This is a genomic window from Streptomyces sp. NPDC028289 (assembly GCF_055565975.1).
In genome coordinates this window covers 196,923-214,353 of record NZ_JBVHTI010000009.1, presented here as the reverse complement: position 1 = coordinate 214,353, position 17,431 = coordinate 196,923, and the positions used below count along the sequence as shown (strand labels likewise).

General features: G+C 72.6%; 16 protein-coding genes. 9 read left to right on the top strand and 7 right to left on the bottom strand.

Annotation, left to right across the window (positions count from 1 at the left end; all coding sequences use genetic code 11):
* Positions 1–5 precede the first annotated feature (5 nt).
* Entirely contained in the window at positions 6–491 is a 486-nt protein-coding gene (locus ACZ4UV_RS40810; RefSeq protein WP_451016781.1) for an SMI1/KNR4 family protein, read from the top strand.
* A gap of 121 nt (positions 492–612) precedes the next feature.
* Here ACZ4UV_RS40810 and ACZ4UV_RS40805 read toward each other — a convergent pair whose 3' ends face one another.
* Positions 613–1,077, bottom strand: a complete 465-nt coding sequence (locus tag ACZ4UV_RS40805) for a DUF6114 domain-containing protein (protein ID WP_451016782.1) — start codon at positions 1,075–1,077, stop codon at positions 613–615.
* Positions 1,077–1,775 carry a DUF6230 family protein gene (locus ACZ4UV_RS40800; protein WP_451016783.1) on the bottom strand — a complete coding sequence of 233 codons (699 nt, stop codon included), beginning with the start codon at positions 1,773–1,775 and terminating at the stop codon, positions 1,077–1,079. The genes ACZ4UV_RS40805 and ACZ4UV_RS40800 overlap by 1 nt, the downstream gene beginning before the upstream one ends.
* 612 nt (positions 1,776–2,387) lie before the next feature.
* Here ACZ4UV_RS40800 and ACZ4UV_RS40795 point away from each other — a divergent pair.
* Positions 2,388–3,032, top strand: a complete 645-nt coding sequence (locus tag ACZ4UV_RS40795; RefSeq protein ID WP_451016784.1) for a Tat pathway signal sequence domain protein — start codon at positions 2,388–2,390, stop codon at positions 3,030–3,032.
* 17 nt (positions 3,033–3,049) lie between these two features.
* Here ACZ4UV_RS40795 and ACZ4UV_RS40790 read toward each other — a convergent pair whose 3' ends face one another.
* Positions 3,050–4,003: a lytic polysaccharide monooxygenase gene (locus tag ACZ4UV_RS40790; RefSeq protein WP_467845053.1), complete on the bottom strand. Its 954-nt coding sequence runs from the start codon at positions 4,001–4,003 to the stop codon at positions 3,050–3,052.
* Between the two features lie 491 nt (positions 4,004–4,494).
* On the opposite strand from ACZ4UV_RS40790, the gene ACZ4UV_RS40785 reads away from it, so the two are divergent.
* Together ACZ4UV_RS40785 and ACZ4UV_RS40780 are read left to right on the top strand one after the other, a co-directional pair.
* Positions 4,495–5,142, top strand: coding sequence for a ScbR family autoregulator-binding transcription factor (locus tag ACZ4UV_RS40785; protein WP_351492647.1), 648 nt, complete (start codon positions 4,495–4,497; stop codon positions 5,140–5,142).
* Positions 5,143–5,196: 54 nt separating this feature from the next.
* Entirely contained in the window at positions 5,197–6,357 is a 1,161-nt protein-coding gene (locus ACZ4UV_RS40780) for a damage-control phosphatase ARMT1 family protein (protein WP_467845049.1), read from the top strand.
* Here ACZ4UV_RS40780 and ACZ4UV_RS40775 read toward each other — a convergent pair.
* Positions 6,329–7,594, bottom strand: coding sequence for a cytochrome P450 (locus tag ACZ4UV_RS40775; protein ID WP_467845047.1), 1,266 nt, complete (start codon positions 7,592–7,594; stop codon positions 6,329–6,331). The genes ACZ4UV_RS40780 and ACZ4UV_RS40775 overlap by 29 nt on opposite strands.
* A gap of 195 nt (positions 7,595–7,789) precedes the next feature.
* Between ACZ4UV_RS40775 and cyc2 the strand changes: the two genes are divergently transcribed.
* Complete coding sequence (gene cyc2, locus ACZ4UV_RS40770) at positions 7,790–9,985, top strand: germacradienol/geosmin synthase Cyc2 (RefSeq protein ID WP_467845044.1); 2,196 nt, start codon at positions 7,790–7,792, stop codon at positions 9,983–9,985.
* Between the two features lie 21 nt (positions 9,986–10,006).
* On the opposite strand, the gene ACZ4UV_RS40765 is transcribed toward cyc2, so the two are convergent.
* A complete protein-coding gene (locus tag ACZ4UV_RS40765) occupies positions 10,007–10,840 on the bottom strand; it encodes a hypothetical protein (RefSeq protein WP_451016789.1) in 834 nt (277 codons plus the stop codon).
* 69 nt (positions 10,841–10,909) lie between these two features.
* Positions 10,910–11,644, bottom strand: coding sequence for a CTP synthase C-terminal region-related (seleno)protein (locus ACZ4UV_RS40760; RefSeq protein WP_451016790.1), 735 nt, complete (start codon positions 11,642–11,644; stop codon positions 10,910–10,912).
* 87 nt (positions 11,645–11,731) lie between these two features.
* On the opposite strand from ACZ4UV_RS40760, the gene ACZ4UV_RS40755 reads away from it, so the two are divergent.
* From ACZ4UV_RS40755 to ACZ4UV_RS40740, 4 genes are all read left to right on the top strand, one after another.
* Positions 11,732–12,634 carry a LysR family transcriptional regulator gene (locus ACZ4UV_RS40755; RefSeq protein ID WP_451016791.1) on the top strand — a complete coding sequence of 301 codons (903 nt, stop codon included), beginning with the start codon at positions 11,732–11,734 and terminating at the stop codon, positions 12,632–12,634.
* Between the two features lie 75 nt (positions 12,635–12,709).
* Positions 12,710–13,264 (top strand): PDZ domain-containing protein, encoded by a 555-nt coding sequence (locus tag ACZ4UV_RS40750; protein WP_467845039.1) that lies wholly within the window; start codon positions 12,710–12,712, stop codon positions 13,262–13,264.
* Between the two features lie 190 nt (positions 13,265–13,454).
* Complete coding sequence (locus tag ACZ4UV_RS40745) at positions 13,455–14,585, top strand: aminopeptidase P family protein (RefSeq protein ID WP_467845036.1); 1,131 nt, start codon at positions 13,455–13,457, stop codon at positions 14,583–14,585.
* Between the two features lie 63 nt (positions 14,586–14,648).
* A complete protein-coding gene (locus tag ACZ4UV_RS40740) occupies positions 14,649–15,596 on the top strand; it encodes an aminoglycoside phosphotransferase family protein (RefSeq protein ID WP_467845033.1) in 948 nt (315 codons plus the stop codon).
* A gap of 37 nt (positions 15,597–15,633) precedes the next feature.
* On the opposite strand, the gene treZ is transcribed toward ACZ4UV_RS40740, so the two are convergent.
* Entirely contained in the window at positions 15,634–17,379 is a 1,746-nt protein-coding gene (gene treZ, locus ACZ4UV_RS40735; protein ID WP_390034843.1) for a malto-oligosyltrehalose trehalohydrolase, read from the bottom strand.
* Between the last annotated feature and the right edge of the window lie 52 nt (positions 17,380–17,431).

The following is a 17,431-nucleotide window of genomic DNA, read 5'->3' as shown; positions in this document are numbered from 1 at the left end:
TTGCCGTGTCAGCCGCAGATGTCCTCACCCCCGTTCTCGGCCGGCCCCCGCAGCGGGCCGCGGGCACCTTCGAAGCTCTGGAAAGGGAATGGGGGGTGACCTTCCCCGAGGAATACGTGGACTTCGGCCGTGCCTACGGGGACGCGACGATCTCGGATTTCGTCTTCGTCTGCGGCCCCCGGACGCTTGAGTCGTACGCCGCGAGGATGGGGCCGAGGATGGAGCGCAGCCCCTTCGTGCCGGGGGAGGTGCTCCCCACCAAGGGCGGCATGCTGCTGTGGGGGAACACGGTCGAGGGCGACCAGCTGTTCCTCGTCGACCGGGGCGACGGCCGGTGGACCGTCGCCGCCTTCCGGCGCAACTGGGCGGACTGGTACGAGTCGGACCTGACGCTGCTGGAATGGCTGCGCCAGGCCCTCACCGGACAGACCGCCACGGACTGGCTGCCGGTCTGGCCGAGGCGTCACACCCTCGTGCCGGCACAGGAGTGATCGCGACACGTGCGCTCGGAAGGCGAACCGGTCCCGGCCCCGGCTTCCCGGGTGGCCGGGACCGGCCCCGCACATACGGAAGAGGCGGACCGAAACTCGTCGGTCCGCCTCTTTCACGGTTTCAGGCCGGTTCTCCCGCGCCTTCCCCGAAACCCTGCGCCTGCTGCGCAGCGGCCCGCGCGGCCCTGCGGCGCTTGCGCCGGCTCACCCGCGGTTCCTGGTCCGGCAGCCAGCCGAAGATCAGGCAGCTGCCGACGGCCCCGAGGGCGAGGCCCACGAAGAAGCCGCCCAGGTTGGAGGTGACCCAGCTGGCCAGGGAGCACAGCATGCCGAGGATGGAGTAGAAGAGGCGCTGTGAGGGGCTGAAGAGGGTCAGCAGGCCGCACAGCACCATGACCGCCGGCAGCAGATAGCCCGCCACACCCTGCACGCCGATATGGACGACGACCTTCAACGAGGCCTTCACGGTGAGCAGGATCCAGCCGCCGCCCAGGGTCAGCAGCAAGCCGCCCAGGAACGGCCGACGGGCCCGCCAACCGCGGAAGGCGGGCCGCCATCCTTGATCTGGAGTGTCTGTGCCGGACATCAGCAACCCGTGTCGCTGAAGCTGAGTTTCAGGCCGGGAAGCGTGAACGTCCCAGCGGTCGTCTTGTAGTTGGTCTGCCGCAGGTTGTTGATGTGCACGGTGTCGGACTGCTGGGCGAAGACGCCTATGGGTCCCTTGACGCCCGCCTTGTCGAGCTGGCTCGCGTCGTTGCCGATCTCGATGTTGGTGAAGGACGCGTCACCCGAAAGCAGGGTCGAGTCGGTGGTGAGATCGGTCGCCTCCACCTTCGACGAGCCGCTGCCCGCCTTGATCAGCAGGTTGGTGCCGCCGAGGTCGACGCTCTGGCACAGGCTGTCCAGGGTCGCCTTCTTGATCGCGGAGGTGACGACCAGCACCTGGCCGCCGGTGTCACCGGCGTTCGGGCTGCCGTCGGCCATGGTGTCGAGAGCGCCGAACTGTTCGAAGCCGGTGCCGTCGAGCGACTTGGCGGTGACCGTGAAGGGCATGCCGGAGATGAAGAGCGTCACCCCCAGCACCCCCTGGGCGGTCAGGACCCCGATACCGGCGAGGGCCAGGGTGGCCGGCACGGCCATCATGGCGGCCCGGCGGCCCCGGACCCGTCCGCGTCTCGGTGCCCCTCCGGTACCCCCGGTGGTCTCTGGTGTTTCGGAAAGAGAACCGCTTCCCGGGTTCTCAGGCGTGTTGTCGGCGGACGGAACGTCCGGGGACTCGGCCATGTCTGCTCCCATGCATTAGGTCACGCGGGTTGGGCTTCAGTGGCACGTTGTCCTGGCGCGGACAGCGGCTGCCGCGCACGCCTCCTCGCAACTCCCGGCGGGTGCAAGGGCTTTCTCGTTACGCAGCAGTAGCCAAGCCGAAAGTTACCGGCGGTTACTTTTCAGGGTCAAGACAGTTGTGAAAAAAGAGTGTTGAATTCGCGTCAGTTGTGTTCCGACCATGCATTCCCTTGATCGAATGCTCAACTCGCCTGATCGGCCTTGACGTTGACGGGTGATCAGGTCTACAACTCTCCCTGTTTCCTTCGGGTCCGTGGCGCCGGATCCGCCGAGCGGCATCGACCGCTTCCCGGCCTCTTCGATCACCGCTCCGCTCAGCGGCGTCGGCACGGTCGCTTCCCCCCAGGGGCCGTGCCCGTACGCCTTTGACCGGCCCGGTCGGAGGCCTAACCCCCCCAGGCTTTCGGCCGGTGTCCGGCCTGACCGCCGTTGCCGGCCCGTCACGTACGGAGAAGGCGTGACGAGCCGGCAACGGCCGGCGCTGCATTCGCGCGCCCTCGAACCCCCCACCTCACCCCACGCAAGACCCCCCAAAGAAAGAGGCAAACCCGCATGCGTACGCGATCCCTCCTCGCCCTCGCCGGTACCGTCGTCGCCCTCTCGGTCGCGGCCACCGTTCCGGCCTCCGCCGACGGCGCCGTGCTCACCACGGGCAGCGCCGGCGGCACCGCCGTCGCGGTCGGCGACACCCTCAGCGCGTCGCTGGCCAGCGGCACCACCGCCACCCTCTACTCCAGCGCCACCAGCACCAGCGGCATCACCTGTGCGGCCTCGACCTTCACCGCGACGGTCACCGACAACCCCGCCGCCTCCGGCACCGCCACCGAGTCGGCCACCGCGCAGACCTTCAGCAGCTGCACCAGCAACGTGACCGGCGTGACCGGCGTCTCCAGCATCACGGTCGACAACCTGCCCTACACCACCGCGGTCTCCTCGGACGGCACGGTCGCGGTCACCCCGCCGAGCGGCTCGACCATCCAGACCACGGTGAAGCTGACCACCCTCCTGGGCAGCATCACCTGCGTCTACCAGGCCGCGAGCCTGTCCGGAACCAGTTCCAACACCGACAACAGCCTCGCCTTCAGCAACCAGGCGTTCGCGAAGTCCTCCGGCTCCATCCTCTGCCCCTCCGCCGGCTACTTCACCGCCAAGTACGCCCCGGTCAGCGACAACGGTGCCGCCGTCTTCGTCAACTGACCTCGTTACACAGGCCGTTAGCGTCGACGCAGACGCAACGCCAGGGCGGCGCCGCCGGTGAGCACCAGCACCGCGGCGGCGCCGCCCGCCACCAGTGGCGCCGACGGGCCCGAACCGGAGTCCGTGTCGGAGGCCACCGGGGTGCTGTCGGCGGCGGTGCCGGTCGTTGGGGAGACCGGGGCCGCCGCCGTCCGTTGTACCCGGCCGGTGACGCTCGCCGAGGCGCTGGGAGCCGGCGTCGTACCGGACCGCGGTTTCGCGCCCGCCGTCGCCCCGCCGTCCTTCTCCGCGCCCGTCGGAGTGTCCTTCGCAGGGTCCTTCTTCGCGGCCTTCTTGGCCGTGAACACCACGTCGGAGCACGAGTAGTAGGTGTCCGGCGTGCTGCTGGTCTGCCAGACGGTGTACAGCACCTGACGTCCCGTCCGGTCGGCGGGCAGTGTCGCGGTGAAGTGGTACGCCCCGTTCGTCAGCGGCGGGTCCTTGAACTCCGCGAAGGGCCGCGCGGGCAGCTCGGACCACGTCAGCGGCTTCGCCGGGTCGTACCCGGGCTTCGTCAGATAGAGCCTGAACGTGCCGGAGTGCGCGATCGTCGCCGCGTACGTCATCGTCAGCCGGGCGCCCGGGGTCAGTTCGGTCGAGGGCCAGTCCGCGCGCGCCAGGTCGAGCCCCTTGTACGCCGGCAGATTGCCGCTGCACAACCTGCCGTCCGGAATCGCCTGCCGGTCCCGGCCGTTCACGCCCGCCACCCGCACGTCGTCCCAGGCGACGAAGTTCTGCCCGCTCGCCGCGATCGCCGCCTTGCAGGCCGCCGTCGAGGCGCTGCCGCCGCTGGGGGAGCAGGCGTAGGCCCGGCTCACGGGATAGGTGGGCGCGCCGTGTGCCCGGGCGGACCCCGCCGCCCACGACAGGAGCAGGAGCGGGGCCGCGACGGCGGCTCCCGCGACTCTCAGGCGGGCGGTCGTCCGAGTCATGCGGGACGTCTCCTCGGCGGGTGGCGGGTACGGGGTTCTGTCCGGTTGAGTACGGGAATCGGCGCCGCACTGTTCAGCGCGGTTGGTCACAGGGCCGGTTGAAGTGCACGGCACCGACCGGATCGCCCGTTTTGCAGTCTTTCCGGGTGTCATTGAGAACCAACCGTGCGGCTCGTATCGTGGCGATCACCGATGGCCGCCCGGTGGGCCGCGGCATTCGGGATACCGGCGCGGACGCTGGGGAGGCGCGTTCTGATCTCGTCCGTTCGTGCACTGCGGACCCGTTCACGTGGTCGCACGCGCGACTTGCCCGCGTCCCTCACCAGGTCCGCACAGTTGCCTCCCGTTGCCGCACGGTGAGCTATCGTGTGCACGGGGTAAAGAAACAAACCGCATGCCCCGTCGGTTTGGAAGCCGTGAAGCCCAGAGGGCGTCGAGCACTGAAGCCGTGTAGTCGTGAAGTCGTGGAGCCGTGAAGGAGCGTCGAGTCGATGGCGAGGCAGTTACGCGCGGAGCAGACCCGTGCCACGATCATCACGGCCGCCGCCGACCTCTTCGACCGGCACGGCTATGAATCCACCAGCCTGAGCGAGATCGTCGAACACGCGAAGGTCACCAAGGGGGCGCTCTACTTCCACTTCGCCGCCAAGGAGGACCTGGCGCACGCCATCATGGAGCTCCAGTCCCGCACCTCCAGCCAGCTGGTGAGGGAGATGGACAGCCGTGGTTACTCCTCGCTGGAAGCCCTGATGCGCACCACGTTCGCGATCGCGCGGCTCTCCGTCGACGGCCCGATCCCGCGCGCCGGGCTGCGCCTGGCCACCGCGGACGTCACCGTACGGCCGCCGCTGAGGCACCCGTTCACCGAGTGGCTGGAGTTCGCCACCCGCAAACTCATGGCCGCCGTCAAGGAGTCCGACGTCCACCCGGACATAGACGTCGGCGCGGTCGCGCACTCCCTGGTCTGCTTCTTCGTCGGCACCCGGGTCGCCGGCCGCAACCTGGAGCCGGTGGGGCGGCTGCCTCGCAGGGTCGCCGAGATGTGGCACCTGATGATCCGCAGCCTGGTCCCGGTGCACCGGCGCGCCCGCTACCTGACCCTCGCCACCCAGCTGGAGCGCGAGATCAGAACCGCCTGACAGGTGCCCGGCGGTGCGGCGGAGCCGGGCGGCCCGCGCGATAGCGTGGAGCCCATGCCCGACTCCGTCGCCGCACCCGTGATCCTCGGCACCACCGGCCCGTTCCCGCACAGCGTGCTGGCCGAACGGCACCCCGCGATCATCCGCCAGGTGCGGGACGCCTTCCCGTACGGCCCCGAGCAGCACCGCGCCCTCGACGCGCTGCTGCACAACTGCACCGAGGGCGTGATCGAACCTCTGCCCGGCGACGCGGGCGGCTGGCGTGACTGGGGACTGGACACCTACGTCGGCCGGTCCTGGTTCGACGTGCCGTGGCTGTGGTCGGAGAGCTGGTTCTACCGCCGGCTCCTGGACGCCGTCGGCTACTTCGGCCCCGGCCCCTGGCAGGGCATCGACCCCTTCCGCCCCTTCAAGCTCGCCGAACTCGACGCCAAGGAGACCGACGAGGAACTGGCCGCGCTCGACGACCTCGCCGGCGATGCGGACCGGGCCCTGCTGCACGGCTCCCTGTGGGGCAACCGCGCCGACCTCGGCTTCCGGCTCTCCGCCGCCGAGTCGGGCGAGGCCGTCGCCGCCCTGGTCGCCGACGACGCCGCCGCCCTGTGGCCGCTGCTCCACGGCGGCGGCACCCTGTGCCTCGTCGCCGACAACGCCGGCCGCGAACTCGTCCCCGACCTGCTGCTGATCGCCCACCTCCTGGACACGGACCGCATCGCACGGGCGGTCCTGCACATCAAGCCCCACCCGTACTACGTCTCCGACGCCACGACCGCCGACGTGCTCGACGCCCTGCGCAGGCTCACCGCGGCCCCGGGCGCCGCCGCCGGGTACGGCCGTACCCTCTGGTCGGCGATGGCCGACGGCCGCCTCACCGTGCGCGCCCACCCTTTCTCCTGCGCCCCGCTGCCGTACGCCGAGATGCCCGGCGACCTGCGCGCCGACTTCGCCTCCGCCGCGCTGACGATCTTCAAGGGGGACCTCAACTACCGTCGTCTGGTGGGCGACCGGCTCTGGGCGCCGACCACCCCCTTCGCCGAGGTCACCGCCTGGTTCCCGGGCCCGGTGGCGGCGCTGCGCACCCTCAAGTCCGATGTGGTCACCGGACTCTCCGCGGACACCGAAGCGGCCCTGGACGCGGCCGAGCCGGAGCGCTGGCGCACGGCCGGCACCCATGCCCTGATCCAGGTCAACCCAGGTGCATCGGCAGCGACTTGAGCCCGTTGATGAAGTTCGACACGAGCCGCCCGGCGGGACCGGCGGGTTCCAGCACGGCCGGCGCCTGCGCGTAGAGAGCGCGCAGCTGGAGCCGGGCGAAGTGGGCGCCCAGGCAGACGTGCGGTCCGTCCCCGAAGGACACGTGCGGGTTCGGCGCCCGGGTGAGGTCGAGCCGGTCGGGCCCGGCGAAGGCCCGCTCGTCACGGTTGGCCGAGGCGTGCAGGACGACCACCTTGTCGCCCGCCCTGATGCGCCGCCCGCCCAGCTCGGTGTCCCGCGCGGCCGTACGGCGGAAGGTCAGCACCGGGGGATGCCAGCGCAGCAACTCGTCCACCGCGGCGCCCGCCCCGGCCTTCCCGGCACGCAACAGGCGGTACGACTGCGGGTGTTCGGCCAGCGCCAGCAGTCCGCCGGGGGCGGCCGAGCGCACCGTGTCGTTGCCCGCGACGGTCAGCAGGAAGAAGAACATCTCCAGTTCGCCGTCGCCGAGTTCCGGGTCGTGGGCGAGGGCCGTCATGACGTCGTCGGCCGGGTTCCGGCGCTTGTGCGCAGCGAGTCGCCGGGCGTACCCGAACATGTCCCGGAGCATCGCGGGCGACCGCGGATCGACCGGCCTGCCCTCGCCGTCGAGCATCCCGGGCCCGGCCTCGTCAGGGTCCTGGTAGCCGATCACCCGCCGCGTCCAGTGCAGCAGCAGCCCCCGGTCGCTCTCCGGGACACCCAGCAGATCGGCGAGGTTGAGCAGCGCGTAGTCGTCGGTGACGGCGGCGACCAGGTCCACGGTGCCGTCCCCCGCCCGGGCCGCCTCCAGCGCCCGGGCGAACAGGGTCCGCGCCCGCTCCCGTACCACCGCCTCGAACCGCTCGATCCTCCCCGGAGTGAAGGCCCGGCTCACCGTCCGCCGCAGCCGCCCGTGGTCCGGCGGATCCTGATTGAGCATCATGCGCCGGATGAACGGCAGGTCCCCCGGGGCAGGGTCCCGGATCTGGGTCGCGCCGAGGTGCGACGAGTACGTCCCCGGGTCCTTGAGCACCCGCACCACGTCCGCGTGCCGTGCCACCGCCCAGAACCCCGGCCCGGCCGGCCACCCCAGTACTTCCGGCTCCCGCTGCCAGGACACCGGGTGGTGGTCGCGCAGGACGCGGTAGGCGGCGTACGGCACGCCGGCCGCGTACCGGCGCGGATCGAACACATCGGGGACGGGCGGGGCTGCACCGCCGTCGGCAGAGGTGGTCATGCGACCACGGTGGCCCGTGCGGCGGGACCGGGCAAGGCGGGCCGCAGCAGGGCGGCAGCCCGAAGGCGCGCTCCGTGAACGCCTCGCAGGGCCTTGTCCGCCCGGAATTCCCGGATTCCGCCCCGGTTCACGCGATGGTGTGATCATGTGCCCCGCGGTGGATGGCACTTGTGGCGCGCGGGTAGGGCCCCGGCCATGACGCAGCCGTTCGAACTCCCGCACTTCTACATGCCGTATCCCGCGCGGCTCAACCCGCATCTGGAGGAGGCCCGGGCCCATTCCACCGAGTGGGCCCGCGAGATGGGCATGCTGGAGGGTTCCGGGATCTGGACCCAGGCCGACCTGGAGGCACACGACTACGGCCTGCTGTGCAGCTACACCCACCCCGACTGCGACGGTCCCGCCCTCTCGCTGATCACCGACTGGTACGTGTGGGTGTTCTTCTTCGACGACCACTTCCTCGACATGTACAAGCGCACCCAGGACCGCGCCGCCGGCAAGGCCCACCTCGACCGGCTCCCGCTCTTCATGCCGCTCGACCCGGCGACGCCCGTGCCGGAGCCGCAGAACCCGGTCGAGGCGGGCCTCGCCGACCTGTGGGCGCGCACGGTGCCGTCGATGTCGGTCGACTGGCGGCGGCGCTTCTCGGTCGCCACCGAGCACCTGCTGAACGAGTCGATGTGGGAGCTGTCCAACATCAACGAGGGGCGGATCGCCAACCCCGTCGAGTACATCGAGATGCGCCGCAAGGTCGGCGGCGCCCCCTGGTCGGCGGGCCTGGTCGAGTACGCGACGGCCGAGGTGCCCGCCGTCGCCGCCGGCTCGCGGCCGCTGAGGGTGCTCATGGAGACCTTCGCCGACGCCGTCCACCTGCGCAACGACCTGTTCTCCTACCAGCGCGAGGTGGAGGACGAGGGCGAGAACAGCAACGGCGTCCTGGTCCTGGAGACCTTCTTCGACTGCACCACCCAGGAGGCCGCCGACGCGGTCAACGACATCCTCACCTCCCGCCTCCACCAGTTCGAGCACACCGCCCTCACCGAAGTCCCGGCCCTCGCCGCCGAGAAGGGTCTCACCCCCGGCCAGGCCGCCGCGATCGCCGCCTACACCAAGGGCCTGCAGGACTGGCAGTCCGGCGGCCATGAATGGCACCTGCGCTCCAGCCGCTACATGAACCAGGGCGCCGTCCCGTCCTCCCCCTGGCAGCACCTCACCGGCCCCGGAACCTCCGCCGCCGACGTCGGCGCCCTACTGGCCGCGGCCGCCGCGATGGGGGCACCGCCCGCGCCCTTCAGGCAGCGGGGGAGACTGCGCCCCTACACCCATGTGCCCTTCCAGCAGGTCGGCCCCTCCCTCCTGCCCGACTTCCACATGCCGTACGAGGTCGGGCTCAACCCGCATCTCGACGCCGCCCGGCCCCGGCTGACCGCCTGGATGCACGGCACCGGAATGCTGTCCGAGGGCGTCTGGGACGAGGACCGGCTGGCCGCCTCCGACCTCGCGCTCTGCGCCGCGGGACTCGACCCCGACGCCGGCCCCGGGGAACTCGACCTCAGCTCCCAGTGGCTGGCCTGGGGCACCTATGCCGACGACTACTACCCCCTCTGCTTCGGCACCCGGCGCGACCTGGCCGGCGCCCGGCTCGCCACGGCCCGCCTCTCGGCGTGCATGCCCCTCGCCGACGAGCCCGTGCCGGTGCCGGCCACCGGCATGGAACGCGGCCTGACCGACCTGTGGGCCCGCACCACCGCCGGGATGAGCCCCGAGGACCGGCTCGCCCTCAAGGAATCCGTCGACCGGATGACCGAGAGCTGGCTCTGGGAGATGTCCAACCAGCTCCAGCACCGCATCCCCGACCCCGTCGACTACCTGGAGATGCGCCGGTCCACCTTCGGCTCGGACCTCACCCTGAGCCTGGCCCGCCATGGCCACGGCCCCGCGATTCCCCCGGAGGTGTACCGCAGCGGCCCGGTGCGCTCCCTGGAGAACGCCGCCATCGACTACGGCATGCTCGTCAACGACGTCTTCTCCTACCAGAAGGAGATCCAGTACGAGGGCGAGCTGCACAACGCCGTCCTCGTCGTCCAGAACTTCTTCGGCGTCGACTACCCGACCGCGCTGCACGTCGTGCACGACCTGATGACCCAGCGGATGCGGCAGTTCGAACACGTCGTCGCAAGCGAACTCCCTGTCGTGTGCGACGACTTCGAGCTGTCCGCCGAGGCGCGCGAGGCCGTGCACGGCTACGTGCGCGACCTGCAGAACTGGATGGCCGGCATCCTCAACTGGCACCGGCACGTCGACCGCTACCAGGCGGACCACCTCGCCCGCCGGGCCCACGGCTTCGTCCCGGACCGCCCACCGCTCGCCCCGTCGCTGCCGGTCGGCTGACGGCGCCCGTCGCGCGGGTTCCTACCGGAGGGAGGTGTACAGACCCCGGGCCCGCTCGGCCTGCGCCAGGTCGCCCAGCCGCTCGAACTCCCCGGCCAGCCGGAGCAGCGGCGCCGGATCGAGGTCCTTTCTGCTGCCTGGCCGCAGCAGCAGGCTCTGGTCCATGAAGATGTCGTCGAGGCGGCGGATCAGTGCGACCCGGGCGAGCTCGGTCATCCCCTGCTCGGCCGCCAGCCGGGTCCACGTCGACAGCGGCTGGTCGGCCGGGTCGCCGGGGACCTCGTGCCGTACCGATGCCCACAGGGGCGGCCGGGGGTGCGGGTCGAGCAGGTCGTAGGCACAGCCTTCGTCCGCGTTCAGCAGGAGGAAGCCGGGCTCGGTGCGCAGCAGGGCCGCGTGCAGCATGCCGAGCAGCTCGACGGGGGAGCGGTCGGGCAGGCCCAGGGCGGCGCGGAGCTCGGCGCGCTCCTCGTCGATGCCGTGGTACTCGCGGATCTCCTCCTCGATCTCGGCGACGCGCGCGAGGATCGCCGTCTCGCCGTCCGCCGGAGACAGGTGCAGGAGGTCACGCCAGCCCGGCAGGCCGATCACGATCTCCAGCGCCTCGTCGACGGACGACCCTATGATCCCGGCCGAGCCCTCCGAGTCCGCGTAGAGCAACGAGCCGTCCGCGCACCCGAAATAGGTGCCGCCGGTGTCGCTCCCCGCCACCACCTCCAGGGAGCCGCCGGAGGCGAGGCGAACCGGCTCGGCATGGCCGTGGGCGGCTCGGTCCAGGTCGAAGTCGAAGGGGAACGCGGCCAGTTCGGCCAAGCGGCGGTGCTGCCGGAGCAGCCGCAGGCAGTGATCGGTCATGTCACAGAACGTAACAGCCGCCACTGACAACGGCCTCGGGTTCCGGCGGGCGGCGGAGCGGCGCCGCCCTCACACCGACGCGCGCGCCCGCTCCGTGGCGTGCGCGACCGCCGCCCGGGCCAGCGCCCGGATCACCGGATGCGCACGCGAGCCGTCGCCCGACAGCTCCGGCTGGAAGAGCGTGGCCAGGAAGAAGGGGTGGCCGGGCAGTTCGGCGACGCGGACGTGCCCGTCCTCGTCGTGGCCGGACAGCCGCAGCCCGTGGGCGCGCAGGATGTCCAGGTGGCGGGAGGGGCCGTACGAGCAGAAATAGCGCTCGACCGTGTGCCCGGAGCCGATCGCCGACTCGGCCAGTGTGCCCGGCTCGACCCGCACCGCGGCCTCGTGACCCACCAGCGAACAGGCCAGCGGCTCGATCAGGAGGTCCTCGGCGTCCGGGTCGTTCTCGGCGTGCGCGACCCGGGTCAGGCCGCAGACGTCGCGGGCGTACTCCAGGAGCGCGTGCTGGAAACCCCCGCAGGTGCCGAGGAAGGGGATGCCCTCCTCACGGGCGGTGCGGATCGCGCGCAGTACGCCCGCCTCGCTGCGGTACGGGCTGCCCGGCAGCACCCATACCGCGTCGAAGCCGCGCACCGCGTCCGCGGACTCGGCGTCCTCGGACGGGATCCAGTAGGCGTCGAGGACCAGCCGGTCGCGCTGGGCGAGGGCGTCGAGGAGGAACGGGATCCGGGTGTGCGACACGACGTTGGGGGAGCGGTCCCCGACCAGGGCGATCGTGGCGGTCCGAGCTGCGGAGTTCGTCATGGGCTCATCCTGGGCGCGGGGTCCGGTTCACGTCCAACGATCAATGATGCACTCTCGATAAGCATCACTGATGCGATCCTGTGCGGCATGGACCCGCACCTCCTGCGCACGTACGTCACCGTGGCCCGCCTCGCGTCCTTCTCGGAGGCCGCGCGCGAGCTGGGCTACACCCAGTCCGCGGTCTCCCAGCACATCGCCGCCCTCGAACAGGACCTCGGCGCCACCCTGCTCACCCGGCGTCCGGTGACCCCGACGGCCGCCGGTGACCGGCTCCTGGAGCACGCCGCCCCGCTGCTGCTGCGCCTGGAGGCGGCCCGCGCCGACGTCGTACGGATGGCCGCCGCGCCCGCGCCCGGCCTGACCCTGGCCGCCACCCCGACCGCCCTCGGCCCCGCCGTCCTCGCCGCGCTCCCCGCCGCCGGCGTCACCGTGCGCGTCCTGTCCCGCGACGGGATCCCGGCCGCCGTCGCCACCGGCACCGCCGACCTGGGCCTGCTCGACGGCCTCGCCGCCCCCAGCGACCCGCTGCGGCTGCCCGACGTGGCCCCCCTGACCACACGCGGCGCCGGCGAGGAGCCCGTCGCCGTTCTGCTCCCCGCCGGGCACCCCCTCGCCCGCCGCCCCGGACTGCGCCTCGCGGACCTGACCGACGCCCGCTGGCTCGACGCACCCGACGCGGCCCCGCCGCTGAGCCGGCTGCGCACCGCGACCGGCGGCGGCGCCTTCCGCCCGGCCCTGCGCTACGACGGCTCCGACGTGCGCACCCTCACCGCCCTGGCCGCCGCCGGCCACGGCCTCACCCTGCTGCCCCTGCGCGCGGCCACCGGCGTCCCCGGCACGGTCGCCGTCCCCGTCACCGCCCCGCGCCTCGTCCACCGCGTGGAACTGGTGTACGCCGGGACCCCCGCGGGGGCGGCGGCGGACCTGGTGGCGAGCCTTGTCGACGGTGCGCCCGTGGCGCAGGTGAGCGCTGAGCCTTCCCGCCCTTGACCCGGGGTCAGTCTCACTCGTTCGTGGTTCGTCGCGCCCGCGTGCGCCGGGTAGGGCTCGGGGTGGAGGCGAACCATGGAACAGACCGCATTGCGTCCCAAGCCGATCCCCGGTCAGGAACGCGGGGACAGCACCCCACCCGACCCGGCCCACCGCCCGCACGCCGCGCGCCGCCGCGGCAACCGGATCAGGACCCTGCTGCTCGGATCGTTCGTCGGCACGGTCCTGGTGCTGTCCGGGGTCGGCATCGGCACGATCGGCGCCACGGTGATCGGCATGAGCAGACTGGCGGAACTGCGGGAGCAGACCCCGCCCGCGAAACCGAGCCCCGCACCTCCGGCCACCCCCACCCCCTCGCCGACGGCCGCCGCGACCCTGGGCCTGGAGGCCGTGGACGCCGAGAAGGTGGGCGCCATGGTGACGGGCGTCCATGTGCCGGGCCCGGGCTACTCGGCGGGACTGGTGCGCGGCGACGTCCTGCTCCAGTTCGGCGCCCGACGGATCGACACCGCGGCCGACCTGGTCCGGGCGGTGACCGACGCCCGGCCGGGCAAGGAGGTCGAACTCACCGTGCGGCACGCGAGCGGGGGCTACCAGCAGCTGACTGTGGTGCCGGGCGTCGTCATCTGAGAACACCCGCACGGCTGCAGCCCAAAGGGGCGCGGGGAACTGCGCGACCGGCCACAACCCACCCGCACCGGCCACACAACCGCAACCCACAACGGCGGCTCTGCCCAACCGGCTCGCGCGCCCCCGCCGCACCCGGCAGGATGCATGCGGAGGCCTGCACAGCCCCGTCACCCGCGCAAGGAGGCCCAGGATGACCGGCACCACCCCCGCCGCCCCCTTCACCGCCGGCGACTACGAGTCCCGCATGACGCGCGCAGCGCACACCGCTGCGGACGCAGGCCTCGCCGGCCTCCTGATCGCCCCCGGCCCCGACCTGGTGTGGCTCACCGGCTACACCCCCACCGCGGTCACCGAACGGCTGACCCTCCTCGTCCTGGCCCCCGGCAGGGACCCCGTACTGATCGTCCCCACCCTGGAGGCCCCCGACGCCGAGAAGGCCGACGGCGCGGCCGTGCTGACCCTGCGGGACTGGATCGACGGCACCGACCCCTACGCCGTGACCGCCGACCTGCTCGACGGGACCGGCCGGTTCGGTATCAGCGACAACGCCTGGGCCATGCACCTGCTGGGCCTGCAGAAGACACTCCCCGACACGTCCTACGCCTCCCTCACCGACGCGCTGCCCATGCTCCGCGCCGTGAAGGACGCGGCCGAGCTGGAACTCCTCGCCGCGGCCGGAGCCGCCGCGGACTCGACGTTCGAGGAGATCCGCAAGGTTCCCTTCGCCGGCCGCCGCGAGTCCGACGTCGGACACGACCTCGCCGACCTGCTGCGCCGCTTCGGCCACGACCAGGTCGACTTCACCATCGTCGGCTCGGGGCCCAACGGCGCCAACCCGCACCACGAGGTCGGCGACCGGGTCATCCAGGACGGCGACATGGTCGTCCTCGACTTCGGCGGCCTCAAGGACGGCTACGGCTCCGACACCACCCGCACCGTGCACGTGGGCCCGCCCACCGCCGAGGAGCGCGAGGTGCACGACATCGTGCGCGCCGCACAGGAGGCGGGCTTCCGGGCCGTACGTCCCGGCGTCGCCTGCCAGGAGGTCGACCGGGCCGCCCGCGCGGTCATCACCGACGCCGGGTACGGCGAGTTCTTCATCCACCGCACCGGCCACGGCATCGGCGTCACCACGCACGAGCCGCCGTACATGATCGAGGGCGAGGAGCAGCCGCTCGTGCCCGGCATGTGCTTCTCCGTGGAGCCCGGCATCTACCTGCCCGGCCGCTTCGGGGTGCGCATCGAGGACATCGTCACGGTGACCGCGGACGGCGGCCGTCGTTTCAACAACACCACCCGCGAGATGGTGGTCGTGGGCTGACCGGCCCGGCCCCGGAACCATCCGCTCGCCCCTACCCCATCCCGAACGGCAACGGCGCGATCCATGACCCAGGCACCGACTCCCACCGCGGACACCGTCCGCCGACTGGTCCGTTCGCTGCTCAAGGAGGGCGCGGGCGGCGCCTCGGGCCCCGACGTGCGGCCCGTCGGGGAGGGCGGTGAACACTCCACCTGGTGGGTCGGCACCCGGCATGTGCTGCGCCTCGCCCCCGACCGGGACGCCTCCGTCCGCCAGCGCCGCGAACTGCGTCTGCGCGACCTGATGCGGCCGCACCTGCCGGTCGCCGTCCCGGCCGGCGTGGCGCACGGCGAGTGGGCGCCGGGGCTGACGTACACGCTGGACACCGTGCTCCCCGGCGGTACGGCCGAGGAGCACGACGTCTCCGCGGTCGGCGAGGCGGACCTGGCCGGGCTGCTCACCGGGCTGCGCGAGGTGCCCGTACGGCAGGCCGAGACGCTCGGCGTGCCGCGCACCCCGCCGCGCTCCCTGGAGGCGCTGCGCCGGATGGCGGTGCCCGCCGCCGAACGGCTCGCCGCCGCGGACGAGTTCGACCCCGCCCGGCTGCTCCAGCTGACCCCGCCGGGCGCCGCCCAGCTCGCCGCCCAGCCCGGTACCGCCGTGCTGGTCCACCACGACCTCAAGGGCGAGCACCTGGTGGTCAGCGCCGACGGCAGGGTGCGCGGCGTCCTCGACTGGACCGACGCGGCGGTCGGCGACCCCGCCGAGGACATCGCGGGGCTCGCCCTCGCGGTCGGCTCCGGCGCCGCCGTCCGCGCGGCCACCCTCGCCGGCTACGGCGCCCGCCCCTGTCTGCGCGGCCTGTGGCTGGCCCGCTGCGACACCGTCGTCCGCCTCGCCGGCCGCCTCGAAGGCCGCGACGACAGCCCCCTGCCGTTGCTGCGCACCCAACTCCGGCGCGCCTGGGAGGCGATCCTGCTGGAGCGGGTGACCGAACTGCGCGAGGACGCCGAGGACGACGAGGAGCTGTAGCGGCCCGCCCGGTGCCCGGGAACGACCCGGACGTGGATCAGGCCTGGGTCAGCACCACGCACGACTCGCCCGGCACCCGCAGCACCCCGTCCGCGTCCGGTGCCGCCACGCTGTCCCACGCGGCCAGGACCTCCACCCGGCCGGTGCCGAGCGGGATCTCGGCCGGCTCCTTGCCCAGGTTCACCGCCACCCGCACGTCCCCGCGCCGGAACGCCAGCCAGCGTGCCGCCTCGTCGTACGCCACCTTGGTGTCGGCGAGATCGGGATCGGTGAGGTCCGCCTGCTCGCGGCGCAGCGCCAGCAGGCGGCGGTACCAGGCCAGCACGCGCGCGTGCGGCTCGTGTTCCGGTTCCGACCAGTCCAGGCAGGAGCGGTCCCGGGTCGCCGGGTCCTGCGGGTCGGGCACGTCCTCCTCGGCCCACCCGTGCGCCGCGAACTCCCGCCGCCTGCCGCGTCGTACGGCCTCCGCGAGGTCCGGGTCCGTGTGGTCGGTGAAGAACTGCCAGGGGGTGCCGGCCGCCCACTCCTCGCCCATGAACAGCATCGGCGTGAAGGGCGCGGTCAGGCTCAGCGTGGCCGCGCAGGCCAGCAGGCCGGGGGAGAGGCTTGCCGAGAGCCGGTCGCCCTGGGCGCGGTTGCCGACCTGGTCGTGGGTCTGGGTGTAGCCGAGCAGCCGGTGCCCGGCCACCTGTGCGCGGTCCAGCGGGCGGCCGTGCCGGCGGCCGCGGAAGCTGGAGTACGTGCCGTCGTGGAAGTAGCCGCCCGTGAGCGTCTTGGCGAGGGCGGCGAACGGGGCCCGGGCGAAGTCGGCGTAGTAGCCCTGGGACTCGCCGGTCAGCGCGGCGTGCAGGGCGTGGTGGAAGTCGTCGTTCCACTGCGCGTCCAGGCCGAACCCGTGCTCCGTGCGCGGGGTGATGACCCGCGGATCGTTCAGGTCGGACTCGCCGACGAGGAACAGCGGCCGGCCCGACTGGGCCGCCAGACCGGCCACCGCGGACGACAGCTCCTCCAGGAAGTGGCACGCGCGCGTGTCGCACAGCGTGTGCACCGCGTCCAGGCGCAGCCCGTCGATCCGGTAGTCGCGCAGCCAGGCCAGCGCGCTGCCCACCAGGTACGCGCGCACCTCGTCCGACCCGGGCGCGTCCAGGTTGACCGCGGAGCCCCAGGGCGTCTGGTGCGCCTCCGTGAAATACGGCCCGAACGCGGGCAGGTAGTTGCCGGACGGGCCGAGGTGGTTGTGCACGACGTCCAGGACGACGCCGAGGCCGAGTTCATGGGCCCGGTCGACAAACCGTTTCAGCGACTCGGGGCCGCCGTACGGCTCGTGCACCGCCCACAGCGAGACGCCCTCGTACCCCCAGCCGTGTCGGCCGGGGAACGGGCACAGCGGCATCAACTCCACGTGCGTGATGCCCAGTTCCCGCAGGTGTTCGAGGCGGTCGGCAGCCGCGTCCAGGGTGCCCTCGGGGGTGTACGTGCCCACGTGCAGCTCGTAGAGCACCGCGCCCGGCAGCGCGCGTCCCGGCCAGGCGGCTCGCCACTCGTGGCGCTCGTGGTCGACGACCGCGCTGAGCCCGTCCGGTCCGTCCGGCTGGCGGCGCGATCGCGGGTCGGGCAGCACCGGGCCGTCGTCCAGGGCGAACCCGTACCGCGTGCCGTCCTCGGCGTCCGCCTCCCCGGTCCACCAGCCGGACCGTCCCGGGGCGCGCTCCAACGCGCGCGTGGCGCCGTCGCAATGGAGCGTCACACGGTCTGCCTGCGGTGCCCACACCTCGAACTGCACGGACGGTCCCCTTCGTCTGGCTCATCGTGAGGTAGTACGTCCATCGTGCCGT

Coding starts and splice junctions, on each gene's coding strand:
- ACZ4UV_RS40805 (WP_451016782.1), bottom strand. CDS start 1,077: ATGTCCGGCACAGACACTCCAGATCAAGGATGGCGGCCCGCCTTCCGC.
- ACZ4UV_RS40800 (WP_451016783.1), bottom strand. CDS start 1,775: ATGGCCGAGTCCCCGGACGTTCCGTCCGCCGACAACACGCCTGAGAAC.
- ACZ4UV_RS40795 (WP_451016784.1), top strand. CDS start 2,388: ATGCGTACGCGATCCCTCCTCGCCCTCGCCGGTACCGTCGTCGCCCTC.
- ACZ4UV_RS40790 (WP_467845053.1), bottom strand. CDS start 4,003: ATGACTCGGACGACCGCCCGCCTGAGAGTCGCGGGAGCCGCCGTCGCG.
- ACZ4UV_RS40785 (WP_351492647.1), top strand. CDS start 4,495: ATGGCGAGGCAGTTACGCGCGGAGCAGACCCGTGCCACGATCATCACG.
- ACZ4UV_RS40780 (WP_467845049.1), top strand. CDS start 5,197: ATGCCCGACTCCGTCGCCGCACCCGTGATCCTCGGCACCACCGGCCCG.
- ACZ4UV_RS40775 (WP_467845047.1), bottom strand. CDS start 7,594: ATGACCACCTCTGCCGACGGCGGTGCAGCCCCGCCCGTCCCCGATGTG.
- cyc2 (WP_467845044.1), top strand. CDS start 7,790: ATGACGCAGCCGTTCGAACTCCCGCACTTCTACATGCCGTATCCCGCG.
- ACZ4UV_RS40765 (WP_451016789.1), bottom strand. CDS start 10,840: ATGACCGATCACTGCCTGCGGCTGCTCCGGCAGCACCGCCGCTTGGCC.
- ACZ4UV_RS40760 (WP_451016790.1), bottom strand. CDS start 11,644: ATGACGAACTCCGCAGCTCGGACCGCCACGATCGCCCTGGTCGGGGAC.
- ACZ4UV_RS40755 (WP_451016791.1), top strand. CDS start 11,732: ATGGACCCGCACCTCCTGCGCACGTACGTCACCGTGGCCCGCCTCGCG.
- ACZ4UV_RS40750 (WP_467845039.1), top strand. CDS start 12,710: ATGGAACAGACCGCATTGCGTCCCAAGCCGATCCCCGGTCAGGAACGC.
- ACZ4UV_RS40745 (WP_467845036.1), top strand. CDS start 13,455: ATGACCGGCACCACCCCCGCCGCCCCCTTCACCGCCGGCGACTACGAG.
- ACZ4UV_RS40740 (WP_467845033.1), top strand. CDS start 14,649: ATGACCCAGGCACCGACTCCCACCGCGGACACCGTCCGCCGACTGGTC.